This is a genomic window from Terrihabitans aquatilis (genome assembly GCF_052542005.1).
In genome coordinates, this window is sequence record NZ_JBOCUO010000002.1 from 89,236 (window position 1) to 115,834 (window position 26,599).

26 protein-coding genes are annotated in these 26,599 nt (G+C 66.5%); 19 read left to right on the forward strand and 7 right to left on the reverse strand.

What is annotated here, in order from left to right; all coding sequences use genetic code 11:
- Window positions 1-77 precede the first annotated feature (77 nt).
- Both ACQ6S1_RS06440 and leuB read left to right on the forward strand, forming a co-directional pair.
- A complete protein-coding gene (locus tag ACQ6S1_RS06440; RefSeq protein WP_445040367.1) occupies window positions 78-464 on the forward strand; it encodes a RidA family protein in 387 nt (128 codons plus the stop codon).
- A 101-nt stretch (window positions 465-565) separates the two neighbouring features.
- A complete protein-coding gene (gene leuB / locus ACQ6S1_RS06445; RefSeq protein WP_445040368.1) occupies window positions 566-1,678 on the forward strand; it encodes a 3-isopropylmalate dehydrogenase in 1,113 nt (370 codons plus the stop codon).
- A gap of 54 nt (window positions 1,679-1,732) precedes the next feature.
- On the opposite strand, the gene bla is transcribed toward leuB, so the two are convergent.
- Window positions 1,733-2,602, reverse strand: coding sequence for a class A beta-lactamase (gene bla, locus ACQ6S1_RS06450; protein WP_445040369.1), 870 nt, complete (start codon window positions 2,600-2,602; stop codon window positions 1,733-1,735).
- A 96-nt stretch (window positions 2,603-2,698) separates the two neighbouring features.
- The gene (locus ACQ6S1_RS06455) at window positions 2,699-3,010 is read right to left on the reverse strand and encodes a hypothetical protein (protein ID WP_445040370.1); all 312 of its coding nucleotides are present in this window, start codon (window positions 3,008-3,010) and stop codon (window positions 2,699-2,701) included.
- A 217-nt stretch (window positions 3,011-3,227) separates the two neighbouring features.
- On the opposite strand from ACQ6S1_RS06455, the gene ACQ6S1_RS06460 reads away from it, so the two are divergent.
- Entirely contained in the window at window positions 3,228-4,253 is a 1,026-nt protein-coding gene (locus tag ACQ6S1_RS06460) for an aspartate-semialdehyde dehydrogenase (RefSeq protein ID WP_445040371.1), read from the forward strand.
- A gap of 11 nt (window positions 4,254-4,264) precedes the next feature.
- Here ACQ6S1_RS06460 and ACQ6S1_RS06465 read toward each other — a convergent pair whose 3' ends face one another.
- Complete coding sequence (locus ACQ6S1_RS06465; RefSeq protein ID WP_445040372.1) at window positions 4,265-4,918, reverse strand: carbonic anhydrase; 654 nt, start codon at window positions 4,916-4,918, stop codon at window positions 4,265-4,267.
- Window positions 4,919-5,055: 137 nt separating this feature from the next.
- Here ACQ6S1_RS06465 and ACQ6S1_RS06470 point away from each other — a divergent pair, with 137 nt between their 5' ends.
- The 6 genes from ACQ6S1_RS06470 to ACQ6S1_RS06495 all read left to right on the forward strand — a co-directional run bounded on the left by ACQ6S1_RS06470 (window position 5,056) and on the right by ACQ6S1_RS06495 (window position 10,437).
- The gene (locus tag ACQ6S1_RS06470) at window positions 5,056-5,946 is read left to right on the forward strand and encodes an HpcH/HpaI aldolase/citrate lyase family protein (protein WP_445040373.1); all 891 of its coding nucleotides are present in this window, start codon (window positions 5,056-5,058) and stop codon (window positions 5,944-5,946) included.
- A gap of 118 nt (window positions 5,947-6,064) precedes the next feature.
- Entirely contained in the window at window positions 6,065-6,472 is a 408-nt protein-coding gene (gene sdhC, locus ACQ6S1_RS06475) for a succinate dehydrogenase, cytochrome b556 subunit (protein WP_445040374.1), read from the forward strand.
- A gap of 2 nt (window positions 6,473-6,474) precedes the next feature.
- Window positions 6,475-6,855, forward strand: coding sequence for a succinate dehydrogenase, hydrophobic membrane anchor protein (sdhD, locus tag ACQ6S1_RS06480; protein WP_445040375.1), 381 nt, complete (start codon window positions 6,475-6,477; stop codon window positions 6,853-6,855).
- A gap of 4 nt (window positions 6,856-6,859) precedes the next feature.
- Window positions 6,860-8,668, forward strand: coding sequence for a succinate dehydrogenase flavoprotein subunit (gene sdhA / locus ACQ6S1_RS06485; protein WP_445040376.1), 1,809 nt, complete (start codon window positions 6,860-6,862; stop codon window positions 8,666-8,668).
- 37 nt (window positions 8,669-8,705) lie between these two features.
- On the forward strand, window positions 8,706-9,485 hold the full coding sequence (locus ACQ6S1_RS06490) for a succinate dehydrogenase iron-sulfur subunit (RefSeq protein ID WP_445040377.1): 780 nt from the start codon (window positions 8,706-8,708) through the stop codon (window positions 9,483-9,485).
- A gap of 133 nt (window positions 9,486-9,618) precedes the next feature.
- On the forward strand, window positions 9,619-10,437 hold the full coding sequence (locus ACQ6S1_RS06495; protein WP_445040378.1) for a hypothetical protein: 819 nt from the start codon (window positions 9,619-9,621) through the stop codon (window positions 10,435-10,437).
- Between the two features lie 10 nt (window positions 10,438-10,447).
- Here ACQ6S1_RS06495 and ACQ6S1_RS06500 read toward each other — a convergent pair whose 3' ends face one another.
- Entirely contained in the window at window positions 10,448-11,302 is an 855-nt protein-coding gene (locus tag ACQ6S1_RS06500; protein ID WP_445040379.1) for a trypsin-like peptidase domain-containing protein, read from the reverse strand.
- 160 nt (window positions 11,303-11,462) lie between these two features.
- Between ACQ6S1_RS06500 and zapE the strand changes: the two genes are divergently transcribed.
- The 7 genes from zapE (at window position 11,463) to lpdA (ending at window position 20,568) form a co-directional block, all read left to right on the forward strand.
- The gene (gene zapE, locus ACQ6S1_RS06505; RefSeq protein WP_445040380.1) at window positions 11,463-12,596 is read left to right on the forward strand and encodes a cell division protein ZapE; all 1,134 of its coding nucleotides are present in this window, start codon (window positions 11,463-11,465) and stop codon (window positions 12,594-12,596) included.
- Window positions 12,597-12,660: 64 nt separating this feature from the next.
- The gene (gene mdh / locus ACQ6S1_RS06510) at window positions 12,661-13,626 is read left to right on the forward strand and encodes a malate dehydrogenase (RefSeq protein ID WP_445040381.1); all 966 of its coding nucleotides are present in this window, start codon (window positions 12,661-12,663) and stop codon (window positions 13,624-13,626) included.
- Between the two features lie 175 nt (window positions 13,627-13,801).
- A complete protein-coding gene (locus tag ACQ6S1_RS06515; RefSeq protein ID WP_445040382.1) occupies window positions 13,802-16,750 on the forward strand; it encodes a 2-oxoglutarate dehydrogenase E1 component in 2,949 nt (982 codons plus the stop codon).
- 42 nt (window positions 16,751-16,792) lie between these two features.
- Window positions 16,793-18,070, forward strand: a complete 1,278-nt coding sequence (gene odhB / locus ACQ6S1_RS06520) for a 2-oxoglutarate dehydrogenase complex dihydrolipoyllysine-residue succinyltransferase (RefSeq protein WP_445040383.1) — start codon at window positions 16,793-16,795, stop codon at window positions 18,068-18,070.
- Window positions 18,071-18,082: 12 nt separating this feature from the next.
- Window positions 18,083-18,733 (forward strand): LysE family transporter, encoded by a 651-nt coding sequence (locus tag ACQ6S1_RS06525; RefSeq protein ID WP_445040384.1) that lies wholly within the window; start codon window positions 18,083-18,085, stop codon window positions 18,731-18,733.
- A gap of 16 nt (window positions 18,734-18,749) precedes the next feature.
- Window positions 18,750-19,142, forward strand: coding sequence for an MAPEG family protein (locus tag ACQ6S1_RS06530; RefSeq protein ID WP_445040385.1), 393 nt, complete (start codon window positions 18,750-18,752; stop codon window positions 19,140-19,142).
- 22 nt (window positions 19,143-19,164) lie between these two features.
- Window positions 19,165-20,568 carry a dihydrolipoyl dehydrogenase gene (lpdA, locus tag ACQ6S1_RS06535; protein WP_445040386.1) on the forward strand — a complete coding sequence of 468 codons (1,404 nt, stop codon included), beginning with the start codon at window positions 19,165-19,167 and terminating at the stop codon, window positions 20,566-20,568.
- A 143-nt stretch (window positions 20,569-20,711) separates the two neighbouring features.
- Here lpdA and ACQ6S1_RS06540 read toward each other — a convergent pair whose 3' ends face one another.
- Both ACQ6S1_RS06540 and ACQ6S1_RS06545 read right to left on the reverse strand, forming a co-directional pair.
- On the reverse strand, window positions 20,712-20,837 hold the full coding sequence (locus ACQ6S1_RS06540; RefSeq protein ID WP_445040387.1) for a hypothetical protein: 126 nt from the start codon (window positions 20,835-20,837) through the stop codon (window positions 20,712-20,714).
- A gap of 47 nt (window positions 20,838-20,884) precedes the next feature.
- Entirely contained in the window at window positions 20,885-21,838 is a 954-nt protein-coding gene (locus tag ACQ6S1_RS06545; RefSeq protein ID WP_445040388.1) for a tyrosine recombinase XerC, read from the reverse strand.
- Between the two features lie 116 nt (window positions 21,839-21,954).
- Between ACQ6S1_RS06545 and ACQ6S1_RS06550 the strand changes: the two genes are divergently transcribed.
- Window positions 21,955-23,127: a hypothetical protein gene (locus ACQ6S1_RS06550; RefSeq protein WP_445040389.1), complete on the forward strand. Its 1,173-nt coding sequence runs from the start codon at window positions 21,955-21,957 to the stop codon at window positions 23,125-23,127.
- 56 nt (window positions 23,128-23,183) lie between these two features.
- On the opposite strand, the gene fsa is transcribed toward ACQ6S1_RS06550, so the two are convergent.
- Window positions 23,184-23,846 carry a fructose-6-phosphate aldolase gene (gene fsa, locus ACQ6S1_RS06555; RefSeq protein WP_445040390.1) on the reverse strand — a complete coding sequence of 221 codons (663 nt, stop codon included), beginning with the start codon at window positions 23,844-23,846 and terminating at the stop codon, window positions 23,184-23,186.
- Between the two features lie 69 nt (window positions 23,847-23,915).
- On the opposite strand from fsa, the gene ACQ6S1_RS06560 reads away from it, so the two are divergent.
- Both ACQ6S1_RS06560 and ACQ6S1_RS06565 read left to right on the forward strand, forming a co-directional pair.
- Entirely contained in the window at window positions 23,916-24,305 is a 390-nt protein-coding gene (locus ACQ6S1_RS06560; protein WP_445041225.1) for a VOC family protein, read from the forward strand.
- Window positions 24,302-26,464: a primosomal protein N' gene (locus ACQ6S1_RS06565; protein WP_445040391.1), complete on the forward strand. Its 2,163-nt coding sequence runs from the start codon at window positions 24,302-24,304 to the stop codon at window positions 26,462-26,464. Before ACQ6S1_RS06560 ends, ACQ6S1_RS06565 begins: the two co-directional genes overlap by 4 nt.
- Window positions 26,465-26,599 lie beyond the last annotated feature (135 nt).

Sequence of the window (26,599 nt, forward strand, 5' to 3'; positions counted from 1 at the left end):
GCGGCCCCGCCTCAACAAGGCTTGCGTGCCGCGCCGCATTGCGCGATGTGCGGACCGCAACAAGGAAGGACGCCTCCATGACCCGCCGCCTCATCTCCTCCGGCTCCGAATTCGAGAAGATCGCGGGCTATTCCCGCGCCGTGGTGCAGGGCGATTGGGTGTTCGTGGCCGGCACGACCGGGCCGGACCCGGAGACCAAGACCTTCCCGGCGGACGTGGTGCAGCAGGCCCGCAACGCCTTCGCCATCATCGCCAAAACGCTCGAAGAAGCCGGTTCGAGCTTCGCCGATGCGGTGCGCGTGCAGTATTTCGTGACGAGCCAGACGGATGCCGAAAAGGTGTTCCCCGTGTGCGGCGAATATCTCGGCGAGGCCCGCCCGGCCGCCGGCATCTACGTGGTGTCGGGGCTCTACCGCCCGGAAATGCTGATCGAGATCGAACTGACGGCTCTCAAGAAGAGCTGACGGGCGTATAAGGACCTCCGGGCGCTTGTCACCGCGTCCGGCTGGGATTAGGCAGGGCCCTCGCCCCACAGGCATACAAAATACCGCAAGGAATGATCGACATGGCCACGCACAAGCTCCTTCTTCTTCCCGGCGACGGCATCGGCGTGGAGGTCATGGATGAGGTCAAGCAGCTCATCAAATGGATCGAGGCGCGCGGCATCGCCTCCTTCGCCATCGAGGAAGATCTGGTGGGCGGCGCAGCGTTCGACGCGCACGGCGAGGCGATCAGCGACGCGGCCATGGTCAAGGCCGATGCGGCCGACGCCATCATCTTCGGCGCTGTGGGCGGACCGAAATGGGACAAGGTGCCCTTCGAGAAGCGCCCTGAAGCCGGCCTGCTGCGCCTGCGCAAGGACCTCGATCTGTTCGCCAATCTGCGCCCGGCCATCTGCTATCCGGCGCTGGCGGATTCGTCGTCCCTGAAGCGTGAAGTGGTCGAGGGTCTCGACATCCTCATCATCCGCGAGCTGACCGGCGGCACCTATTTCGGCGAGCCGAAGGAGATCGTGACGCTGGAGAACGGCCAGCGCCGCGCGGTGGACACGCAGGTCTACACGACCAGCGAGATCGAGCGCATCGCCGGCGTCGCCTTCGATCTGGCGCGCCTGCGCAAGAACCGCGTCCATTCCGCCGAGAAGCGCAATGTGATGAAGAGCGGCCTGTTGTGGAACCAGGTGGTGACGGCGCTGCACGCCAAGGACTATTCCGACGTGACGCTGGAGCACATCCTGGCCGACAATTGTGCCATGCAGCTCGTGCGCAATCCGAAGCAGTTCGACGTGCTTGTGATGGACAATCTGTTCGGCGACGTGCTGTCGGACGTGGCCTCCATGCTAACCGGCTCGCTGGGCATGCTGCCCTCGGCCTCGCTCGGCCCGGTGGACCCGCAGACCGGCAAGCGCAAGGCGATGTATGAGCCGGCTCACGGCTCCGCGCCCGACATCGCCGGCAAGGGCCTCGCCAATCCGATCGCACAGCTGGCCAGCTTCGGCATGGCGCTGCGCTATTCGCTGGACATGGCCGACCTGGCCGACGCGCTCGACCGCGCCATCGCCCGCGTGCTGTCGCAGGGCCTGCGCACGGCCGACATCGCCGCGCCGGGCGAGAAGAGCATCGGCACCGTGGACATGGGCAAGGCCATCATCGCCGCCCTCGAGCACGAGCTGGGCTGAGGCCTGCTTTCACAAGACGAAAAAGCCCCGGTTCGCCGGGGCTTTTTTATTGTGTCAGGCAGTGCGGGACCATTCCACCGCCAGCCGGGCGATCGCGGCATGAACGGCCTCGCGCTTCCGGGGCGGGGCGTCCGTTTCGGTGAGGTAGACCGCCGCGATCAGGGGCGGACGGACGGGCGGCCAGAAAATGGCGACGTCGTTGGTCGTTCCACGGACGCCGCTGCCGGTCTTGTCGCCGACGCGCCAATCCTTCGGAAGACCCGCCCGCAGCCGCGCATCGCCCGTCTCGTTGGCGACGAGCCAGCCGGCCAGACGCCTGCGCGATGCCTCGGACAGGTGCGTGCCGAGCGCGAGCTTGCGGAGGTTTGCCGCCATGGCGGCCGGCGTGGTCGTATCGCGCGGATCGCCGGGCACGGCCTCGTTCAGGGTGGGCTCGGTGCGGTCGAGCCGGGTCGTGTCGTCGCCCAGAGCGCGGGCCAGTGCGGTGACCGCTGGCGGCCCGCCGATCGCGCCGAGGATGAGGTTCATGGCCGTGTTGTCGCTGACGATCATGGCGGCGCGGCAGAGTTCGTCGAGCGTCATGCCCGCCCCGCCGGCGTGAGGCTCGGTGAGTGGTGAATAGTCCACGAGATCGTCCCGACCGAAGCGGATGCGGCGATCGATCTGGTCGGCGCCGCGATCCACCCGCTCCAGCAAGGCCGCGCAGGCGAGCAGCTTGGATGTGCTGCACATGGGGAAGCGCTCGTTCCGGCGATGGTGCAGCGCACGCCCGGTGCCGGTGTCGAGCACGGCAATCCCGAGGCGGCCTTCGATCCCTGCTTCGAGCTTCGCCAGCTCGCCGGCCCAATCCCTTTCACGGGCGAAGGCATTCGTCATGGGCACGCAGGCCAGGCCGCACAGGAGAAGGCGCCGTGTGGGGTTCATGATGGTCTCATCCGCGTTCGAGAGCGGCCGGACATAGCACAACAAAAAAGCCCCCGGTTGACGGGGGCTTTTCTCAATCTCGGGAAAATCGGCCGATCAGCGAACCCGATCCGGGGCGCGCAGGACGTAGATCATCGGATTGTCGGGCAGGTCGAGCGAATCGTGGAACGGGAAGCGCTGGAAGCCTTCGACGCCGGAATAATTCGACGACAGAAAGGAATTGCCCGTGAGGTTCGACTTCTCGTAGTCGCGCACGGTGCGCGGCGATTGCGCGGTGCCCGGATCGAGGAAGCTCGGCCCGATGGTGACGCGCACGCCCGGGAGATTGCGGTCTTCCTGGGCCGAGGCAGGCGCGGCCAGCGCGGTGACAGCGAGGGCGGCGATGGCCGCGGCAGACAGGATACGCATGGTGTTGCTCCGGACGACGGATCTCTTGAAAAGGCAATGTGCACGCACGGTGGAAGGTTCCACAAGCGCAATTAGGCCACAATCGTCAGCGTTTCGTTGACTTCGCGATGTCTTCGCCTATAGCGGGCGTCATCTTGATGACGGACGGGGCACGTGCCACATCCGCCATGCATGGAGCCGCGTCCGCGAGGCCGGGCGCGCAGAAGAGGAACCCCTGATGGGCTATCGGATCGCCGTCGTCGGCGCCACGGGCAATGTGGGCCGCGAAATGATGAACATTCTCGACGAGCGGGATTTTCCCGTCGACGAGATCGTCGCTCTTGCCTCGCGCCGTTCGCAGGGCACCGAAGTGTCGTTCGGCGACCGCACCCTCAAATGCCAGAACCTCGAGAATTTCGACTTCTCCAAGACCGACATCTGCCTGATGTCGGCCGGCGGCGCGGTGTCGAAGGAATGGTCGCCGAAGATCGCAGCCCAGGGCGCGATCGTCATCGATAATTCCTCGACCTGGCGCTACGACCCCGACGTGCCGCTGGTGGTGCCGGAAGTGAACGCCGACGCGGTGGCCGGCTACACCAAGAAGGGCATCATCGCCAATCCGAACTGCTCGACGGCCCAGCTCGTGGTGGCCTTGAAGCCGCTGCACGACGCGGCGACGATCAAACGCGTGGTGGTCTCGACCTATCAATCCGTCTCCGGCGCCGGCAAGGACGCCATGGACGAGCTGTGGAACCAGACCAAGGGCATTTTCGTCAACGACGAGCCCACCCCGGAGAAGTTTCCCAAGCGGATCGCCTTCAACGTCATTCCCCACATCGACGTCTTCATGGACGACGGCTTCACCAAGGAAGAGTGGAAGGTGATGGTCGAGACCAAGAAGATCCTCGACCCCAAGATCAAGCTGACCTGCACGGCCGTGCGCGTGCCGGTGTTCGTCAGCCATGCGGAAGCGGTGAACATCGAGTTCGAGCGCCCGATCTCGGCCGACGAGGCACGCGACATCCTGCGCGAGGCGCCGGGCTGCCTCGTCGTCGACAAGCGCGAGGCCGGCGGCTACGTGACGCCGTACGAGGCGACCGGCGAGGACGCCACCTACATCTCCCGCATCCGCGAGGATTTCACGGTCGAGAACGGCCTGTCGATGTGGATCGTCTCGGACAATCTGCGCAAGGGCGCGGCGCTGAACGCGGTTCAGATCGCCGAATGCCTCATCAATCGCGGATTGCTGAAGAAGGCGGCCTGAGCCGCCCGCTTTCACCCGAAGATGGACGTGTTGATGACGGGCGCGAAAGCGCCCGTTTCGTCGTCCATGGCCGTGAGCTGGCCATTGGCGATGTCGAGATGGGCGCCGTGCAGGGACAAGGTGCCCTCGGCCTCGCGCCGGGCGATCTCGGGGAAGGTGCGCAGATTGCGGATCGAAACCCGGATGCCCGCCTCCTCGGTCGCGAGTTCGAGCGCACGGCCCGTCAGCGATGCATCGCGGCCGAGAGCGTCTTCCCGCGCGCCCTCGATCAGATCCATCCAATGGCCGATGAAATCGCCCCGCGCGCCCTCGTCGAAGCTGGAATTGAGATAGGCCTTCACGCCGCCGCAATAGGAATGGCCGAGCACCACGATGTGGGGCACCGCGAGGCCGAGCAGCGCGAATTCGATGGCCGCGGAGGTGCCGTGGTGGCGGCCGTCCGGCTGGTAGGGCGGCACCACGTTCGCCACGTTGCGCATGACGAACAATTCGCCGGGCCCCGAGGAAAACACCGTCTCGGGCGACATGCGGCTGTCGCAGCAGGCGATGATGAAGGCCTGCGGCGCCTGCCCCAGAGCGGCCAATTGGGCGAGCCGCCCCCGCTCCTGCGGAAGCCCGGAATCGCGCCACAGGCGATATCCGTCGACGAGACCTTTTGGCAGCATGCTGTACTCCTTCGCACGCGCGTCCTAGAAGCTGTCTACGTTTCGGTCCAGCCCCTTTTGCAGCGCAAACGTTGCGGATGAGCCATGCATCGGGCGTACTTGGCAGATCGCAGCCAAATGAATTAGGTCTCGCGCCCATGCAAAATCCCCGTCCCCGTCGCAGCGTTCTGTACATTCCCGGCTCGAACGGCCGTGCTCAGGAAAAAGCCCGGTCGCTGCCGGTCGACGCGGTGGTCTTCGATCTCGAGGATTCGGTGGCGCGCGAAGTGAAGCCCCGCGCCCGCCAGCAGGTGATCGAGACGATCCGCACCGGCGGCTATGGCGACCGCGAAGTGGTGATGCGGGTGAACGCCGCCCGCACCGAATTCTTCGAAGACGACATGAGCGCCGCCGTGCTGGCGCGCCCGGACGCGGTTCTGCTGACCAAGGTGGAAAGCGTGGCCGAGATCTTCGCCGCCGAGCGCCATTTGCGCGGACGGCCCGAAACGCACGGCATCAAGCTGTGGGCCATGGTGGAGACGGCGCGCGGGCTTCTGGACATCGCCCAGATCGCGGCCTCGGTGCGCACGCCCGAGGGACACCGGCTGGCGGGACTGGTGCTGGGCACCAACGACATCATCCGCGAGACGCGCGTGAAGGAAACCGGCGACCGCGCCGCCGTGGTGCCGTGGCTGAGCCTGGCCGTGCTGGCCGCGCGGGCCGAGGGCCTGTTCATCCTCGACGGCGTCTACAACCAGTTCACCGATGCCGAAGGTTTCGAGGCCGAGTGCACCCAGGCCCGGACCCTGGGCATGGACGGCAAGACCATCATCCATCCGGGCCAGGTGGAACCCGCGAACCGGCTGTTCGGCCCCTCCGCCGAGGACATTGCCGAGGCGCACAACGTGATCGCGGCGTTCGACAAGCCGGAAAACGCCGACCGCGGCGTGATCGCGCTTGACGGCCGCATGGTGGAGCGCCTGCATCTGGAAGAGGCGCATCGCACGATCGCCATGGCAGACAGGATCGCGGCTCTTAAATTAGTCTAATGCATGGCCCCTATGCGAACCGGAAGCCCGGGTGCTGCATTGCGCCGCAGCCGTGCATTCGATAGGAAAAGCCGATCACCTGGTCGGCAAGAGCGATCAGGATAAGGAACGCAACGCCTTGGCCGATACCCGCCCCGCCCGAAGCCTTCCACAACGGCCGATTTCCCCGCATCTGGACATCTACCGGTTCACCTGGACCATGGCGATGTCCATCGCCCACCGCATCACCGGAATGATCGCCTATCTCGGCATCATCCTGCTCGTCGTGTGGCTGGGCGCGTTGGCGCAGGGGCGCGAGGCCTATGAGCGGGTGGCCGGGCTTTATGGCTCGTGGATCGGCATCGTCGTCCTGATCGGGCTGAGCTGGGCCATCATCCATCATGCCATCGGCGGCGTGCGCCACATCGTCTGGGACACCGGGCGCGGCGTCGACCGGCCGACGCGGATGCTGTGGGCGCAGGCCACGCTCGTGCTGTCCGTCGCGCTGACGATCCTTCTCTGGCTCGTCATCTATCTGAGGGGTTGACCATGGTGGCCCGCAGCACCCTCGCCCGCGTTCGCGGCCACGGCGCTTCCGGCAGCGGAACGCGCGAATACTGGCACATGAAGGTGACGTCCTACGCCCTTCTGCCGCTCTCCATCGTGCTGATCGTGGCCTTCGTCCTGCTGGGCCGGGCCGATTACACCGATGTCGCGGGCGCGATCTCCTCGCCCTGGCTCGGCATCCCGCTGTTCCTGTTCATCCTGTGCAACGCGGTGCACATGCAGGTGGGCATGCAGAACGTGATCGACGATTACGTGCACGGCAAGGCCACCCGGAAGATCGCCGTCGTCGGCAACATCTTCTTCTCCTACGGCCTGTCGGCGATCGCCGCCTATTTCCTCCTCAAGCTCAGCCTCGGGCAGTGACATTATGAACGGCAACACGGCTCCCGCATACGAGATCCACGACCACACCTATGACGTGGTGGTGGTGGGCGCCGGCGGCGCGGGCATGCGGGCCGTTCTGGGCGCGAGCCAGGCCGGACTGCGCACCGCCTGCATCACGAAGGTGTTCCCGACCCGCTCGCACACCGTGGCGGCGCAGGGCGGCATGTCGGCCGCGCTCGGCAACATGTCGGCCGACGAATGGCGCTGGCACATGTTCGACACCATCAAGGGCTCGGACTGGCTGGGCGACCAGGACGCCATCGAATATCTGTGCCGCAACGCGCCGGCCGCCGTCTACGAGCTGGAGCATTGGGGCGTGCCGTTCTCGCGCACCGAAGCGGGCCGCATCTACCAGCGCCCGTTCGGCGGCATGACGACGGAATATGGCGAGGGCGGCCCCGCCCAGCGCACCTGCGCCGCCGCCGACCGCACCGGCCACGCCATCCTGCACACGCTCTACGGCCAGTGCGTGAAGTACAAGTCGGAGTTCTTCATCGAATACTTCGCGCTCGACCTCATCATGGACGACGAGGGCGCCTGCCGTGGCGTCATCGCCATGAAGATGGACGACGGCACGATCCACCGCTTCCGGGGCCATACCACGATCCTGGCGACGGGCGGCTATGGCCGCGCCTATTTCTCCTGCACCTCGGCGCACACCTGCACGGGCGATGGCGGCGGCATGGTGCTGCGCGCGGGCCTGCCCCTGCAGGACATGGAATTCGTGCAGTTCCACCCGTCCGGCATCTACGGCGCGGGCTGCCTCATCACCGAGGGCGCGCGCGGCGAAGGCGGCTACCTGACCAATTCCGAAGGCGAGCGCTTCATGGAGCGCTACGCGCCGCACGCCAAGGACCTGGCCTCGCGCGATGTGGTCTCGCGCGCGATGACCATCGAAATCCGCGAGGGCCGCGGCGTCGGCAAAAACAAGGATCACATCATGCTCCATCTGGAGCATCTCGATCCCGCCGTGCTGCACGAGCGCCTGCCCGGCATCTCCGAGAGCGCGCACATCTTCGCGGGCGTGGACGTGACGCGCGAGCCGATCCCCGTCCTGCCGACCGTGCATTACAACATGGGCGGCATCCCCACGAATTATCACGGCGAGGTCGTGCTGAAGAAGAACGGCGACCCGGACTACGTGGTGCCCGGCCTGATGGCGCTGGGCGAAGCGGCCTGCGTGTCGGTGCACGGGGCCAACCGGCTGGGCTCGAACTCGCTGACCGACCTCATCGTGTTCGGCCGCGCCGCCGGCCAGCGCTGCGCCGAGATCATCAAGCCCGGCGCACCGCAGCCCGAATTCACCCGCGATGCCTGCGACAAGGCTTTGGGCCGGCTCGACCGGCTGCGCCACGCCAACGGCAGCACGCCGACCGCCGAGCTGCGCCTCGACATGCAGCGCGTGATGCAATCGAACTGCGCCGTGTTCCGCACCGGCGAAGTGCTGAAGGAAGGCCAGGAGCTGATCCACAGCGTGTGGGCCAAGGCCGACGACATCAAGGTGAGCGATCGCTCGCTGGTGTGGAACTCCGACCTCATCGAGACGCTTGAGTTCGACAACCTCATCGGACAGGCCGTGGTGACGGTGGAGAGCGCGCTGAACCGCGAGGAAAGCCGCGGCGCCCACGCCCGCGAGGACTTCGCCGACCGCGACGACGTCAACTGGATGAAGCACACCTTGGCCTCGGCCGACACCGAGACCCGGACCGTCGAGATCGATTACCGCCCCGTGCATTCGTACACCCTGACGGACGAGGTCGAGTACATCGCTCCGAAGAAGCGGGTTTACTGAGTTTCGAAAGAGGACCGCCCGGGAGGGCTTTCAGGCCATGGCCGAACTGAAACTGCCGAAGAATTCCAGACTGGTCGAAGGCAAGGTGTGGCCGAAGCCCGAGGGCGCGACCCGGCTGACGGAATTCCGCGTCTATCGCTGGAACCCGGACGACGGGCTGAACCCGCACGTCGACACCTATTTCGTCGACCGCGACGATTGCGGCCCGATGATCCTGGACGGCCTGCACTACATCAAGAACAAGATCGACCCCGGGCTGACCTTCCGACGCTCGTGCCGCGAGGGCATTTGCGGCTCGTGCTCGATGAACATCAACGGCGCCAACACGCTCGCCTGCACCAAGGGCATGGACGAGGTGGGCGGCGTCATCAAGGTGTACCCGCTGCCGCACATGCCGGTGGTAAAGGATCTGGTGCCCGATCTGACCCGCTTCTACGAGCAGGTGAACCTGATCGAGCCCTACCTCAAGACCGACACGGCCATGCCCGACAAGGAATGGACGCAGACGCCCGAGGACCGCGAGAAGCTGAACGGGCTGTACGAATGCATTCTGTGTGCGTGCTGCACGACGTCGTGCCCCTCCTATTGGTGGAACGGGGAGCGCTATCTCGGCCCGGCCGCCTTGCTGCAGGCCTATCGCTGGATGATCGACAGCCGCGACGAGGGCCTGGGCGAGCGGCTCGACACGCTGGAAGACCCGTTCCGGCTGTATCGCTGCCACACCATCATGAACTGCGCCAATGTCTGCCCCAAGGGGCTGAACCCGGCCGCCGCGATCATCGAGATCCGCAAGCTGATGCAGGAACGCGACGTCTGACATGCAAAGCGCCCGGAGCTCGCCTCCGGGTTGCCGATTTTTAGCCGGATTTGGTCTGTAGTTTCCCGACCGAAGACGATGTCGACCGCTGGCTTGGCACGCCGCCGTCCGTCGCACAGTTCGGGAACAATCGATGAAGCTCACCCATACCGTTCTGACCGGCTGCGCGCTGGCATTTGTGCTGGCGGCGGCTCCGGTCGGCCTCTCGCTGTCGATGAATCCCCTCGCGGCGTCGCAGGCCGAAGCCGCGCCCGCCAAGAAATCCGCGAAGGCCAAAGCGAAGTCCAAGGGCAAGGCGGTGCGCAAGGCCGCCAGGACGGGCAAGGGCAAGGCCGCCGGCAAGAAGGTGTCGGTGAAGAACGCCCGGACCGACCCGCCGTCAAAGATCTATCTCGTCGATTCCGATCAATTGGCGCCGGGCCTCGTGGAAACCGCCGGCGCGAAGACGCCCATCGAATTGCTGGCCGCCTACAAGACGAGCGCCCAGGATGGCGATCTCGAAACCGCCGCGGTGCTGCTGCGCATGGCCGCCGGTGAGGATCTGACCCGCCCCATCGTGGCGCAGACCAATGGCCTTGTGGGGATTTCGCTCGACACCGCCGACACCAGCGCCGTGGTGGAGATCGCGGCGACCGCGCGGGCGGAAGCCGCCGCCGAAGTTGCCGTGCAGAAGGCCGCCACGCCGACGGAAATTCCGGCCCAGGGCGAGCGGGTGGGCGCGGCGCATGCCGCCATGGCCCGCGCGCCGCAGGTTTCGCCCCTCATTTGCCTGTCGGCCTACAAGAACGCGGCGCATCGCGGCGACGCGCAATCGGCGGCCTTCGCGCTGGCCTGCGCCAATCGCGGGAAGGTGGACGAGGCCGATGTGCGGCAGGCCAACGATCTCCTGGGCGTGACGCCGCCCGTTCCCGCCGAGCAGATGGCGGCGATGTCGTTCGCCGACCGCCGCTGACAGGAGCGTCCTAGCGCAGCCCGGCGACCGACGCCGTGGTGGCCGGAACGTCCGTCGGCCCCGGAACCTTCGTCACGGCGAGGATGGCCGACCGGAACGCGCCTTCCACCGCCACGCCGAAATTCATGTGGGTTTCGGAATAGGGCCCCGCCGTTTCAGGATGGGTGCTGCGCCAGCCGACATAGATGCCGACCATCGAACCCGTTGCGCCGGGCGTCATGATGGCGCTGCCAGAGGCCCCCTCTCCCGCGCTGCAATCGATGGCGATCTCGCGCGGGCTGTCGCGGTCCTCGAAATGGGATTCGCGGATGGCGCAAGCCTCGATGGCCTTGCGTCCATCGTACACCCAGCCGCGATGGCGATGGGCGAGCAGAACGATGGGCATGCCCGCGACGCCCGGCCGGCCGAGCGCATAGGGCCGGGCATTGGGCACGGACGCGGCCAGCCGCACGACGGCCCAGTCGAACACCGGGGACACCGCATAAGGATTGCGCGAACCGACTTTCAGCGAGGACACGACGAGCGGGATCTCGCGCGCCGCGCCGTCGACAGCGATGGTGAAGACGCAGGACGACAGGTCGCCGCGCGGATTGCCGTCCGGACCGTAGAAGGCATGGGCCGCGGTAGTGACGACGTCGTTGCGGATGGTGAGCTGCGCGGTGGAATAGACGCCGGAGCAGACCACCATGCCGGTGGCGGCGTAGCGGCTCTCGAAGACTTCCAGAGGCTGGCGGGTCTTGGCGGCGAAATCCGCCAGGGTGAGACGGGCGTCCGAACCGATGGTGACGGCATCCGCCTCCCCGGTCCACATCGACACACCAAACGCAACCAACGCAATCAACGCGACGAACACATAGCGGCGCATCAGCCAGGCCCCCTGTATTGCCTACAGGATGAGCCTGCCACAAATAACGTCAACCCTGCGGAACGCACGAAGCCGTCATTGGTTCCGGGGCGTAGCAAAATTGTTTCACCTCCAGCATGGGGAAGACTTTGCCCTCTCGCCGGCCTATATCGGGCCTGCAATGCCGACACTGACCGAGCAATACGGAGCGCTTGTCGCCTCCGGAAAGATCGAGCGCGACGAGGCGCAGGCCGCGCTTGCCGCACGGTTCGACCGCCTGTTGCAGGAGCTGGCCGAGCCCGCACCCGCGAAGGGCTTCCTGGCCGGGCTGTTCGGCCGCAAGCCCGCGAAGACCATTGCCAAAGGCATCTACGTCTGGGGCGAGGTCGGGCGCGGCAAATCCATGCTGATGGATCTGTTCTTCGATCTGGCCCCGGTGGCGAGCAAGACGCGCGCGCACTTCCACGCCTTCATGGTGGACATGCATGCGCGCGTGCACGCCAAGCGCAAAGCGGGCCTGGGCGCGGGCGAGGACCCCATTCTGTCGGTGGCCGATGCGGTGGCGGACGAGACCCGGCTTCTGTGCTTCGACGAGATGCAGGTCACCGACATCGCCGACGCCATGATGCTGTCGCGCCTGTTCGGCCGCCTGTTCGAGCGCGGCACCATCGTGGTGGCGACCTCGAACGCGCCGCCGTCGAAGCTCTATGCCGGGGGGCTGAACCGCGAATTGGTGCTGCCCTTCATCGCGCTGCTGGAACAGCGGCTCGACGTGGCGGAACTCTCTTCGCGCACCGATTTCCGCCAGGAGAAGGGCGAGATCGCGCAGAGCTGGCATGCGCCGCTCGATGGCCGCGCCGACTCGGCCATGGATGCGGCGTTTCGGCGATGCGCCGGCGTCGCACAGGGAAAAGCCGAGACCTTGCAGGTTCAGGGCCGCGAAGTTGTCATCCCCAATGCGCATAACGGGGTTGCGCGTTTCACATTCGACGAGCTGTGCAAGGTGGCCCGCGGACCCGCCGATTTCGGGGCCATCACCGGGCGCTACGGCACCATTTTCGTCGACCATATTCCGACGCTCGACACCCAGCCGCAGGACGCCGTCCGCCGCTTCGTTCTCTTCGTGGACGAGGCCTATGAGCGGCGGGTCCGGCTGATCGCTTCCGCCGCTGCCGAACCCGAAGGTTTGCTGAGGGAAGGACGGCAGGCCTGGGTGTTCCAGCGCACCGCCTCGCGCCTCACGGAAATGCGTTCCGCGGCATGGGTATTTGGCATGCCAGAGAAGAGGGTCGAAATCGCCGTCGACGCTCCTTGAACCGCCCCCCGCTCCGGGCTAGTTCAGGGCCATCTTTCCCACCCGTTCGAGGGAGGCTCTCTCCATGGCCCGCAACAAGATCGCACTGCTCGGCGCCGGACAGATCGGCGGCACGCTCGCCCTTCTGACCGGCATGAAGGAACTCGGCGACGTCGTGCTGTTCGACATCGTCGAAGGCACCCCGCAGGGCAAGGCTCTGGACCTCGTCGAAGCCTCGCCGATCGAGGGCTTCGACAGCAACATGAAGGGCACCAACCAGTATTCGGACATCGAGGGCGCGGATGTCGTCATCGTCACCGCCGGCGTGCCGCGCAAGCCCGGCATGAGCCGCGACGATCTGGTCGGCACCAACCTCAAGGTGATGGAGCAGGTCGGCGCGGGCATCCGCAAATACGCCCCCGACGCCTTCGTGATCTGCATCACCAACCCGCTCGACGCCATGGTGTGGGTGCTGCAGAAGGCCTCCGGCCTGCCGGCCAACAAGGTGGTGGGCATGGCGGGCGTGCTGGATTCGGCGCGCTTCCGCTATTTCCTGGCCGAGGAGCTTGGCGTCTCGGTGAAAGACGTCTCGGCCTTCGTGCTGGGCGGCCACGGCGACGACATGGTGCCGCTGGTGCGCTATTCCTCGATGGCCGGCATCCCGCTGCCCGACGTGATCCGCATGGGCTGGACCAGCCAGGCCAAGGTGGACGCCATTGTCGAGCGCACCCGCAAGGGCGGCGGCGAGATCGTGGGCCTGCTGAAGACCGGCTCCGCCTTCTACGCACCGGCCTCCTCTGCCATCGCGATGGCCGAGAGCTATCTGCGCGACAAGAAGCGCGTTCTGCCCGTCGCGGCCCATCTCGAAGGCCAGTACGGCGTCGACGGGCTCTATGTCGGCGTGCCGGCGGTGATCGGCGCGAACGGCGTGGAGCGCGTGGTCGAGGTGGAGCTGAACGGCGCCGAGCGCGGCATGTTCGAGAAATCCATCGAATCCGTGCGCGGACTGGTCGAATCCTGCCAGCAGATCGCGCCGCACCTCGGCTCCTGACGCAAGACCGCCGCAAACATTCATTATCGCTGACGAAAATTGCCGGACGGGTGTTGAAACCCGTCCGTGATTGGCAGACCTTAGGCACGGGGCCGGAGCGATCCGGCGGGGTGCCGTTTCATCTCAGCAGTCCGGCGTGGGGCCGGGCTGTGAACGCACGACGCCGGGACACATCATGCCACGCCAAAAGGCGAACCAAGACTTCCTCGACAGCGCCTTTCTCTACGGTGGCAACGCCGCCTATCTCGAAGATCTCTACGCCGATTATCAGCGCGACCCGAATTCGGTGGCCGCCGGCTGGGCGGACTTCTTCCGCGGCCTCGGCGACAATCCCCAGAACATCGAGAAAAGCGCGCAGGGCGCCTCTTGGAAGCAGGAAAACTGGCCGCGCCCGCTGAACGGGGAACTGGTCTCGGCGCTGGACGGCAATTGGCCGGCGGTCGAAAAGGCCATCGGCACCAAGATCCAGGCCAAGGCGGCAAGCGCCGGGCAGGAGATCGCGCCCGAGACCGCGCAACGCGCCACCCGCGACAGCGTGCGCGCCCTGATGCTGATCCGCGCCTATCGCATGCGCGGCCATCTGGCGGCGGACCTCGACCCGCTCGGCATGCGCAATTCCGGCTCGCTGGAGGAACTCGACCCCGCGACCTACGGCTTCGAGGAAGGCGACCTCGACCGCAAGATCTTCATCGACCACGTGCTCGGCATGGAGTTCGCGACGCTTCGCGAGATCCTGGCCATCCTGCGCCGCACCTATTGCTCGACGCTGGGCGTCGAGTTCATGCACATCTCCGAGCCGGCCGAGAAGGCCTGGATCCAGGAGCGCATCGAGGGGCCGGACAAGTCGATCGAGTTCACCCGCGAGGGCAAGCGCGCGATCCTGAACAAGCTGATCGAGGCCGAGGGCTTCGAGAAGTTCCTCGACGTCAAATACACGGGCACCAAGCGCTTCGGCCTCGACGGCGGCGAAAGCCTGATCCCCGCGCTCGAGCAGATCATCAAGCGCGGCGGCAATCTGGGCGTGAAGGAGATCGTGCTGGGCATGGCCCATCGCGGCCGCCTCAACGTGCTGACGCAGGTGATGGGCAAGACGCACCGCGCGCTGTTCCACGAGTTCAAGGGCGGCTCCTCGGCCCCCGAGGACGTCGAGGGCTCGGGCGACGTGAAATACCATCTCGGTGCGTCGTCGGACCGCGAGTTCGACGGCAACAACGTGCATCTGTCGCTGACCGCGAACCCCTCGCACCTCGAGATCGTCGATCCGGTGGTGCTGGGCAAGGTTCGCGCCAAGCAGGACCAGCATGGCGACAAGGAGCGCACGGCGGTGCTGCCGCTCCTGCTGCACGGCGACGCCTCATTCGCCGGCCAGGGCGTGATCGCGGAATGCTTCGGCCTGTCCGGGCTGAACGGCCACCGCACCGGCGGCTCGATCCACGTCATCATCAACAACCAGATCGGCTTCACCACGAGCCCGCGCAATTCGCGCTCGTCGCCCTACCCGTCCGACGTGGCGAAGATGGTCGAGGCGCCGGTGCTGCACGTCAACGGCGACGATCCGGAAGCCGTGACCTTCGCCGCCAAGATCGCGGTCGAGTTCCGCCAGAAGTTCAAGAAGCCCGTGGTGGTGGACATGTTCTGCTACCGCCGCTTCGGCCATAACGAGGGCGACGAGCCGTCCTTCACGCAGCCGCAGATGTACAAGATCATCCGGCAGCGTCCGACGACGCTCGAGATCTACTCGAAGAAACTGATCGAGGAAGGCGTCGTCACCGAGGACGAGGTCGCTGCCCGCAAGGCCGAATGGCGCGCCCGGCTCGACACCGAGTTCGAGGCCGGCTCCGGCTATCTGCCAAACAAGGCCGACTGGCTGGACGGCCGCTGGGCCGGCCTCAGGCCCGCCGGCAAGGACATCGACGATCCGCGGCGCGGCAAGACCGGCATCGAGATCGACGAGATCCGCGCCATCGGCGAAAGCATCACCAAGGTGCCGGAGGGCTTCCAGGCCCATCGCACGATCGGCCGCTTCCTCGATGCGCGCCGCAAGGCGATCGAGACCGGCGAAGGCATCGACTGGGCGACCGGCGAGGCCCTGGCGTTCTGCTCGCTCCTCAAGGAGGGCCACCCCGTGCGCCTGTCCGGCCAGGACGTGGAGCGCGGCACCTTCTCGCAGCGCCATTCGGTGCTGACCGATCAGGAGACCGACGGCCGCTACAAGCCCTTCAATCATCTGGGCGAGGGCCAGGCACGCTACGAGGTCATCAACTCGATGCTCTCGGAGGAGGCCGTGCTCGGCTTCGAATACGGCTATTCGCTGGCCGAGCCCAACGCCCTGACCCTCTGGGAAGCGCAGTTCGGCGACTTCGCCAACGGCGCGCAGGTGGTGATCGACCAGTTCATCACCGCCGGCGAGAAGAAATGGCTGCGCATGTCCGGCCTCGTGATGCTCCTGCCGCACGGCTATGAGGGCCAGGGGCCCGAGCATTCCTCGGCCCGCCTGGAGCGCTATCTGCAGATGTGCGCCGAGGACAACATCCAGGTCTGCAACATCACGACGCCCTCGAACTATTTCCACGTTCTGCGGCGCCAGCTGAACCGCGATTTCCGCAAGCCGCTCGTCATCATGACGCCGAAGAGCCTGCTGCGGCACAAGAAGGCGGTGTCGAGCATCGACAAGTTCGGGCCCGGCACCTTCTTCCACCGCTGGCTGCACGACGAGCTCGACGAACGCATGGGCGGCACGGGCCTCGTCTCCGAGGACAAGATCCGCCGCATCATCCTGTGCTCGGGCAAGGTCTATTACGACCTCGTCGAGGAGCGCGAGAAGCGCGGCATCGACGACGTCTACATCCTGCGCATCGAGCAGCTCTATCCGTTCCCGGCGCGTTCGCTGGCGCAAGAGCTGTCGCACTTCCGCAATGCGGAGATCGTGTGGTGCCAGGAAGAGCCGCGCAATATGGGCGCGTGGTTCTTCGTGGATCAATACATCAACTGGGCCTCGAACAAGGCGCCCGGTGAGCGGCGCGCGCGCTATGTGGGACGGCCGCCGGCCGCCTCGACCGCGGTGGGCCAGATGCCGAAGCATCTCGCCCAGCTCAAGCAGATGATGGACGAGGCGTTCGCCTGAACGAAAGCTGACGCCCGAGAGGGGCGCGCAAAGAGGTAGGACATGGCAACCGAGATCCGCGTTCCCACGCTTGGTGAATCCGTCACCGAGGCAACGATCGGCAAATGGTTCAAGAAGGCCGGTGATGCGGTGCGCGCCGACGAGCCGCTGGTCGAGCTCGAAACCGACAAGGTGACGGTGGAAGTGCCGGCACCGGCCGCCGGCGTGCTCTCCGAGATCAGCGTGCAGGAAGGCGAGACGGTCGAGGTGGGTGCCCTGCTCGGCGCCATCGGCGAGGGCAATGGTGCGCAGGCCTCCTCGGCCGCGCCCTCCACGAAGGACAAGGCCGGCGATACCGGCAAGCCGCAGGCGAAAACCGACACAGCGCAGCCGATCAACGCCGCCGAGGAAGAGCCGAAGGAACGCGCCGTTCCGAAGAACGAGCCGAAGGCCGCCCCCTCCGATGCGGGCCTCGCCCCCTCGGTGCGGCGTATCGCGACCGAAACCGGCATCGACCCCTCGGGCGTGTCCGGCACCGGCAAGGACGGCCGCGTGACCAAGGGCGACATGCTGCAGGCGCAAGCCGCTCCCGCTCCCGCTCCGGCACAGCAGGTGCGTGCGCCGGCCTCGGCCGACCAGGGCGCGCAGGAAGAGCGGGTGAAGATGACCCGCCTGCGCCAGACCATCGCCAAGCGCCTGAAGGACGCCCAGAACACCGCCGCAATGCTGACGACGTTCAACGACGTCGACATGGGCGCGGTGATGGAATTGCGCGCCCAGTACAAGGACGTATTCGAGAAGAAGCACGGCGTGAAGCTGGGCTTCATGGGCTTCTTCGTGAAGGCCTGCGTGCAGGCGCTGAAGGAGATTCCCGAGGTCAACGCCGAGATCGACGGCACCGATCTCGTCTACAAGAACTATTACAACATCGGCGTGGCCGTCGGCACCGATCGCGGCCTGATCGTGCCGGTGGTGCGCAATGCCGAGACCCTGAGCATCGCCCAGGTCGAGAAGACCATCGGCGGCCTCGGCAAGAAGGCGCGCGAGGGCCAGCTCTCCATGGAGGACATGCAGGGCGGCACGTTCACCATCACCAATGGCGGCGTCTACGGCTCGCTGATGTCGACGCCGATCCTGAACGCCCCGCAATCGGGCATTCTGGGCATGCACCGCATTGAGCAGCGCCCCGTGGCCAAGAACGGCCAGGTGGTGATCCGCCCGATGATGTATCTGGCGCTGTCCTACGACCATCGCATCGTCGACGGTCAGGGCGCGGTGACGTTCCTCGTCCGCGTCAAGGAAGCCCTGGAAGACCCGGCGCGCCTCGTCCTCGATCTCTGAGGACGTGACGCGATGCCGATCGACGGCGCCGAACTTGCCACGCTGCTGGCCATCTTCACGATCTCGATGATCGTGCCGGGGGCCGATTTCTTCTGCGTGGTGCGGGAGAGCGTCGCGTTCGGCCGCCGCGCGGGCGTGCTCTCGGCGCTCGGCATCGCATCCGCCATCCTGATCCACGCCACGTACACCGTCCTTGGCGTGGGTCTCATCGTGTCGCAGTCGATCCTGGCGTTCACGATCATCAAGTTCGCGGGAGCGGCCTATCTGCTGTTCATCGGCATCATGTCGCTGCGCGCCGGCCGGAAGAGCGGCGATGCCGCCGATCCGGCAATGATCGTGGACCGGCAGGATCTGCCCGAGCGCCCGACATCGCGATCCTTCGGCATCGGCTTTCTCACCAATCTGCTGAACCCGAAGGCCACCCTGTTCTTCGTCTCCCTGTTCACCGTCCTCGTGTCTCACGAGCGGCCCGTGTCCGGGCAGGCGATCTACAGCCTGCTGATCTCGCTCGAATGCATCGTGTGGTTCTCGCTGGTGGCCGTGTTCTTCACGACGCCCGCGATCCGGAAGGGCTTCGTGCGGTTCGGCCATTGGGTCAGCCGCGCGACCGGCCTGATCTTCATCGCGCTGGGCGTTCGCCTCGCGTTGCAACGCGCGCCCTGAACCCCGAGGAGCTGACATGCCGCACGAGATCATCGTCCTTGCCCTCAGCGTCCTCCTCCTGTTCGTGCACACCGCCCTGCAGGGCCTGCTGGCGACGAAGGAGCTGGGCACCGCCTGGAACGCCGGCCCGCGCGACGGCGATGTGAAGCCGAAGGGCGCGCTGGCCGGACGGGCCGACCGCGCGCTCAACAATTACAAGGAAACCTACCCGGCCTTCATCGGGCTGGCGCTGGCGCTGGTGGTGACGGGCCAGGCCGGTGGGCTCGGCGCGTTCGGCGCATGGCTGTGGTTCGCCGGGCGCATTGCCTACATCCCCCTCTATCTGGCCGGAATCCCCTATATCCGGTCTCTCGTCTGGATCGCGTCGGCCATCGGGCTGACGCTGATGCTGGTTGCCCTCACCTGGTGACGCTCTGAAAGGTTCTTCGACAATGGCAAGCTACGATCTCATCGTCATCGGCACCGGCCCGGGCGGCTATGTGGCCGCGATCCGCGCGGCACAGCTCGGGCTGAAAGTGGCCGTTGTCGAGAAGCGGGCGACCCATGGCGGCACCTGCCTGAACGTGGGCTGCATCCCCTCCAAGGCGCTGCTGCACGCCTCCGAATTGTTCGCCGAAGCCGGACATGCCTTCGCCGGCATGGGCATCAAGGTATCCCAGCCGGAACTCGACCTCGCCGCCATGCAGGCCTTCAAGGACAAGGGCGTCGAGGGCAACACCAAGGGTGTCGAATTCCTGCTGAAGAAGAACAAGATCGACGCCTTCCACGGCACCGCCTCGATCCCCGGCGCGGGCCGCGTTCTGGTGACGCCGGAGAGCGGCGAACCGCAGACGCTAGAAACGAAGAACATCCTGATCGCCACGGGCTCGGACGTGGCGAAGCTGCGCGGCATCGAGATCGACGAGGAGCGCATCGTATCGTCCACCGGCGCGCTGGCGCTGACGTCGGTCCCCAAGAAGCTGCTGGTGATCGGCGCGGGCGTGATCGGCCTCGAGCTCGGCTCGGTCTGGAGCCGGCTGGGCGCCGAGGTGCAGGTGGTGGAATTCCTGGACCGCATCCTGCCCGGCATCGACACCGAGACCGCGAGCCAGTTCCAGCGCGTGCTGTCCAAACAGGGCTTCGCCTTCAAGCTGGGTTCCAAGGTGACGGGCGTCGACACATCCGGCAACGTGCTGAAGGTGAGCGTGGAACCGGCGGCGGGCGGCGAGGCCGAGACGCTCGAGGCCGATGTCGTGCTGGTGGCCATCGGCCGTGTGCCCTACACGGCGGGCCTCGGCCTTCAGGAAGCGGGCGTCGAGCTCGACGAGCGCGGCCGCGTGAAGACCGACGCACATTTCCAGACGAAGGTGGCGGGCATCTATGCCATCGGAGACGTGATCGCAGGCCCGATGCTGGCGCACAAGGCCGAAGACGAGGGCGTGGCCCTGGCCGAGCTGCTGGCCGGCAAAGCGGGCCACGTGAACTATGACGTGATCCCAAGCGTGGTCTACACCGCGCCGGAACTGGCCTCCGTCGGCAAGACCGAGGACGAGCTGAAGGCCTCGGGCACCGCCTACAATGTCGGCAAGTTCCCCTTCACCGCGAACGGCCGCGCCAAGGTCAACAACACGACCGACGGCTTCGTGAAGGTGCTGGCCGACGCAGAGACCGACCGCGTGCTGGGCGTGCACATCCTCGGCGCCGATGCCGGCACGCTGATCGCGGAAGCCGCCGTGGCGATGGAGTTCGGGGCATCGTCCGAGGACATCGCCCGCACCTGCCACGCCCATCCGACCCTGTCGGAGGCCGTGAAGGAAGCGGCGCTCGCCGTCGAAAAACGCGCTCTGCACATGTGAGCCAACAAGAAAGGCCCCGTCTTGCGGCGGGGCCTTTCTCGAATCTCGAGGGTCTCGAATCCTGGAGATTGTGCCGGTTGGGGGACCAGCTTTCTCTTTATCGCCCGGCTTTGTGACATCGGGTCGACAAAACTGCGTGAACCCTAGTCCTGCGCCTGCGCCATGGCGCTCGACGGGGCGCCGCCCTCGATCAGGGCGAAGGGCGCGCCCATCAGGGTCAGCGCCACGAAATAACCTGCGACAAGATAGAGACTGCGCTTCAACGACATGGTCCGCCCCGTTTTTCGGACCGAGGCGATCCCGGGCCTCGGGCGCGTCATGCTCGCGGATGGGTCGCGGCATGGACGGCAATGAGGCGGGCGGCATCCACTTCGGTGTAGATCTGTGTCGTAGAAAGGCTTGAGTGGCCCAAAAGTTCCTGGATCGACCGTAGATCACCACCACGTGCCAGCAGGTGTGTTGCAAATGAGTGACGCAAGGCGTGCGGGGTGGCCGTTTCCGGCAGGCCCAGCGCGCCGCGAAGCTCCTGCATGGCGCGCTGCACGATGCGGGGCGACAGAGCCCCGCCCTTGGCCCCGACGAAGAGCGGGCCGTTCGGCTTCAGCGTCCACGGGCAGAGCTTGATGTAATCCTCGATGGCGTTGGCGACCGCCGGGATGATGGGCACGGTGCGCATCTTGCCCCCCTTGCCGGTGACCGTTACCGCGCGGCGGCCCTCGATGGGCGCTTCCTCACGCTTGAGGGAAAGCGCTTCGGCGATGCGCAGGCCGCAGCCATAGAGCAGAGCGAGCACGGCGGCATCGCGCGCCAATATCCAGGGGTCACGTGCTTCGGAGCGAACGTCGGGATCGACGAGGCGGCGGGCCGATTCGGCGGCGATGGGTTTCGGCAGGCTGCGCGGAACCTTGGGCCCGCGAATGGCGGTAAGCGCGGCGGCGGAGCCCCGGCCCGAGCGTTCCAGAAAACGGGCGAAGTTTCGCGACGCGGCCAGCGCCCGCACCAGCGAGCGGCTGGCCAGCCCCTCCCCCCGCCGGCGGGCAAGAAAGGCGCGGATGTCGCGCGGGGCAAGCGAGCCGAGATCGGCCAAAGCCGGCGGCTGGCCGAGATGATCCTGCAGGAAACGGAGGAAAAAGCGCACGTCGCGCCCATACGCATCGACCGATTTCGGCGACAGCCGCCGCTCATGCGCGAGATGGGCGAGCCAATCGCGAAACGCGGCCTGCACGTCCGGCGCGGCGGGAAGCAGGATGGCGGTGAGATCGTCGGTCATGCCGAAGAGAATGAGGCCGAGCGGCTTAAAATGTCATTAGGCGTAAACCAAGAACACGGAAATGCTCCTACCGATCCAGCACGACCGCTTTCGACCCCCCGCCCCAGGAGATCATCTTGACGCAATCCGATCCCGCCGAACTCGCGCGCGCTTTCATCGCGGATCAAGAAAACGCCGGCGGCTCGAAACCGAGCTTCTGGACGATGAACCACCACCGGCTTGCGCCGATCGCCGGCAAGCTGCCGGGTGCGCTCGAACCTGCTGAGCGCACCGCGTTCTATGCCTTCTACATGCAGCGGTCAGGCGGCTTTCCGCCGGTGCCCGAAAAGGAAATCCCCCTTCTGGTCGACGCCTATCGGCGTTTGCTTCCGGGCATCGACCAATCGCGCCCGAACCACATGGAGACGCGCTTCGACAGCCTTTACGTCTTCGGCTTCGACGACGCGGGCGAACTCCCCGGTGGAGCGCTCGACAGCGCTAAGGATCTCAAGGTTCGGCTGAAGACGCTTGTTCAGGTCGGCAAGTACACGACGCTTCCGGCCCAGCGCGACAAGAAGGACAAGTTCCGGCCTTTTATCGGCGAGGCGCCCCGGCTGCTCCAGATGCTGCGTCATCTCGATTACGTTCACGACCGTCGCCGGTCGGGAGAGGCGTTCGACCTTGTCAATCTGAGGCTGTGGGGCATGATTCTGATCATCCTCCTCAACCCGGAAACCCGCACCGAACTCCTCCGCGGCCTCGTCGAGGGTGCGCCTGATCTGCCGCGTCGGGATGAATATCTCGCTCTTCTCTACACCATGGTTCGCGCCATGGCGGACGAGGCGGGCGGCGAGGAGACCAGGTTTCACGAACTGGTCGGCAAGCTGGCCGCCATCGAAAAAGCCCGCCGTGACAAGACGGAATCCGCCGCCCTCGTCCGGGCGCTCGACCTCGATCTCGCCGACGAGTTCGACTGGACGATTTCCATCTCCGTTGCGGAACAGGGCAGCGAGCGCAGCCCGCACCTCGCGCCCCATCTGAGGCTAAGCGTTCGCTCCGAGCCCGATTTCGAATGGGAGGTCGAGTTCACCCATTCGACGCTCGGCCGATATTCCGAGAGCCCGAAGAAAGTCTATCGCAACGATGCCGGCGTGAAGCCGCTTCACCGGCTCGACGCCTTTCCGTCCTGGCTCAGGGATATTGCCGAAGCGTCCGGGGCCGTCTTCGATGTCGACAACATCGCGGTTCTTGCCGGCCGCAAGCGCTCGGTCGCAAAACGGGTGATCGAATGGGTGCGGGAAGGTACATGACGTACCTTCCGACAGGAGGCGGCCTTCCCCTTAAGCGGGAAAGGCCGCGCCGATGATTATTTCGGCAGGACGGTCTGGCCGGTCTTGGCCCAATCGGCGACGAACGTTTCGAGGCCCTTGTCGGTCAGCGGATGCTTGACGAGGCCCTTGATGACCGAGGGCGGGATGGTGGCGACGTCGGCGCCCGCCAGCGCCGCGTCCGTGACGTGGTTGGCGGTGCGGATCGAGGCTGCGAGGATCTCGGTCTCCAGCGCCGGGTAATTGTCATAGATCTGGCGGATGTCGCGGATGAGCTGCATGCCGTCCACGTTGATGTCGTCGAGGCGGCCGACGAAGGGCGAGATGAAGCTGGCGCCGGCCTTGGCGGCGAGCAGCGCCTGATTGGCCGAGAAGCAGAGCGTGACATTGACCATGGTACCGTCGTCGCGCAGCTTGCGGCAGGCCTTGAGGCCATCGAGCGTCAGCGGCAGCTTGACGACCACGTTCTTGGCGATCTTCGCCAGGTAACGGCCTTCGGCCAGCATGCCCTCCTCGTCGATCGCGGACACTTCCGCCGAAACCGGGCCGGGCACCACTTCGCAGATATCGGCAATGATGTCGCGGAACGGGCGGTTGGCCTTCAGCACGAGCGACGGGTTGGTGGTGACGCCGTCGAGCAGGCCGGTTTCGGCCAGTTCGCGGATTTCGGCGATGTCGGCGGTGTCAACGAAGAATTTCATGGTCTATGTCTCGCAAATTGGCGGGCTATCCAGACGTGCGGCGGCCTCTTGCCAGGGGAAGAGCGGATGATTTTCGACCATATAGGACTTGCTGTCGCCAATTATGACACGTCGAAAGCATTTTATCTCGCGGCCCTGCGACCCCTCGGCATCGAAATCTCCATGGAGGTGACGGCGGAGGAAAAGGGCGGCGGCAGCACCGGTTGCGGTCTGGGCCGCAATGGACGGCCCGAATTGTGGCTCTCCGCGAGCGTGCTGACGGCGCCAGCCATCCATATTGCCTTCACGGCGTCGGACCGTGCGGACGTTCGCGCCTTTCATGAGGCCGCTCTTGCCGCCGGCGGCGTGGACAACGGGCCACCCGGCCTCCGCCCCCATTACCACGCGAACTATTACGCCGCCTTCGTCCTGGACCCCGACGGCCACAATCTGGAAGCCGTCTGCCACCAGCCGGAATGAACACCGCCGAAGTTCTGCTGCCCGTCGCACTCGACCGCAGCTTCACCTATTCCGTGCCCGAGGGGCTGACGCTGGAGCCCGGCACCTTCGTGGAGGTGCCGCTCGGCCCGCGCGCCGTGGGCGGTGTGGTGTGGGGGCCGGGTGATCCGGACGTGCCGCAGAAGCGGCTGAAGGCCGTGCGCGGCGTGCTGGATCTGCCGCCGCTGGGTGCCGAGCTGATGCACTTCGTGGATTGGGTGGCGCGCTACACCCTGGCCCCGCGCGGCATGGTGCTGCGCATCGCCGTGCGCGGCGCGCGGGACGTGGGCGAGGAGAAGGTGCGCCGCGTCATCATGGCGACGGGGCAGCCGCCCTCGCGCGCAACCGACGCCCGCACCCGCGTGATGGCCGTGGCATCCGACGGACGGCCGCGCGCCAAGGCCGATCTGGCGCGGGAAGCAGGCGTTTCGCCCGGCGTGATCGACGGCCTGGTCGCCGATGGCGCGCTGCGCGTGGCCGAGCTGGAGCCGGAGCCGGTCGGCGCGGGCCTCGATCCCGATCATGCCCCGCCCGGCCTCAGCGCCGGGCAGAGCGAGCTGGCGACGGAATTGCGGCGAGCGGTGCACGAGCGCGAGGCCTCCACCCATCTGCTCGAAGGCGTGACGGGCTCCGGCAAGACCGAGACCTATCTGGAGGCCGTCGCCGAGGCGCTGAGGGCGGGCCGCCAGGCGCTGATCCTGCTGCCGGAGATTGCGCTGACGAAGGCGCTGCTCGACCGTGTGACCGCCCGATTCGGAGCCGCGCCCGGCGAATGGCATTCGACCGTGGGTGCGCGCCGCCGCGCCCGCATCTGGCACGGCGCCGCGACCGGCGAGACGAGGGTGGTGATCGGCGCGCGCTCGGCCCTGTTCCTGCCGTTCCGCGATCTCGGCGTCATCGTCGTCGACGAGGAGCACGATGCCGGCTTCAAGCAGGACGACGTGCCGATCTACCACGCCCGCGACATGGCGGTGGTGCGCGGACGGCTGGCGCATGCGCCTGTTCTGCTGGTGTCGGCGACGCCTTCGCTGGAAAGCCGCGTCAACGCGGAGGCGAAGCGCTACCGCCATCACATATTGCCGGAGCGATTCGGCGGCCGTTCCATGCCGCAGATCGGCCTGCTCGATCTGCGCGCCGATCCGCCCGAGCGCGGCCGCTGGATCGCGCCCGCTCTCGAAAACGAGGTTCGCGAGACCCTGGGGCGGGGCGAGCAGGCGCTGCTGTTCCTCAACCGGAGGGGATTTGCGCCGCTGACCCTGTGCCGCGCCTGCGGCCACCGATTCGCCTGCCCGAACTGCACGGCCTGGCTCGTGGAGCACCGGTTTCGCGGCCAGCTGATGTGCCATCATTGCGGCCACCACGAGCCGGTGCCGCCGGCCTGCCCGAAATGCGGCACGGTCGACAAGCTGGCGGCCGTGGGGCCGGGCGTGGAACGCATCCGCGACGAGGCCGGCGCGCTCTTTCCCGAGGCGCGACTGGCCGTGCTCTCCAGCGACCTCATCACCGGCGCCGACCAGATCCGCGCCGAGCTGAAGGCAGTGGAGGAGCATCAGGTGGATCTCGTCATCGGCACGCAGCTGGTGACCAAGGGGCACAATTTTCCGCATCTGACGCTGGTGGGCGTGGTGGACGGCGATCTCGGGCTCGGCACCTCCGATCCCCGTGCCGCGGAACGCACCTTCCAGATGCTGGAACAGGTGACCGGACGCGCGGGCCGCGGCGAACGGCCGGGCAAGGGAATCATCCAGACCCACGACCCCGACCACCCCGTGATGCAGGCGCTGAAACGGCATGACGGTGCGGCCTTCTACGCCGCCGAGATCGCCGCCCGCGCCGACGCCCTGCTGCCGCCTTTCGGGCGGCTGGCGAGCCTCGTCGTGTCGGCGCCCAACAAGGTCGATGCCGAGGTTTACGCCCGCGTGCTGGCGCAGGCCTTCCCCGAGGCGAACGGGGCGCGCCTGCTGGGCCCCGCCGAGGCGCCGATCGCGATTCTGCGCGGCCGCCACCGCATCCGACTGCTGGTGCGGGCCGAGCGCAGCACCGATGTCTCGGGCCTGATCCGCGCCTGGATTTCGGCCGCCCCTGCCCCGACCGGCAGCGTCGGCGTCCATATCGACGTCGATCCGATCAGCTTTCTCTGAATACGACCAAAAAGTGGCCATTCCGCCGCATCAAGGCGCGTTGCACCGCTGTGACAGCTGTGTTAGTCAACGCCCGGTCTGTAGGGAACCCCTTACGGACCGGCCTTTCTCGGCCATCTTCAAGAGATTTCTCAA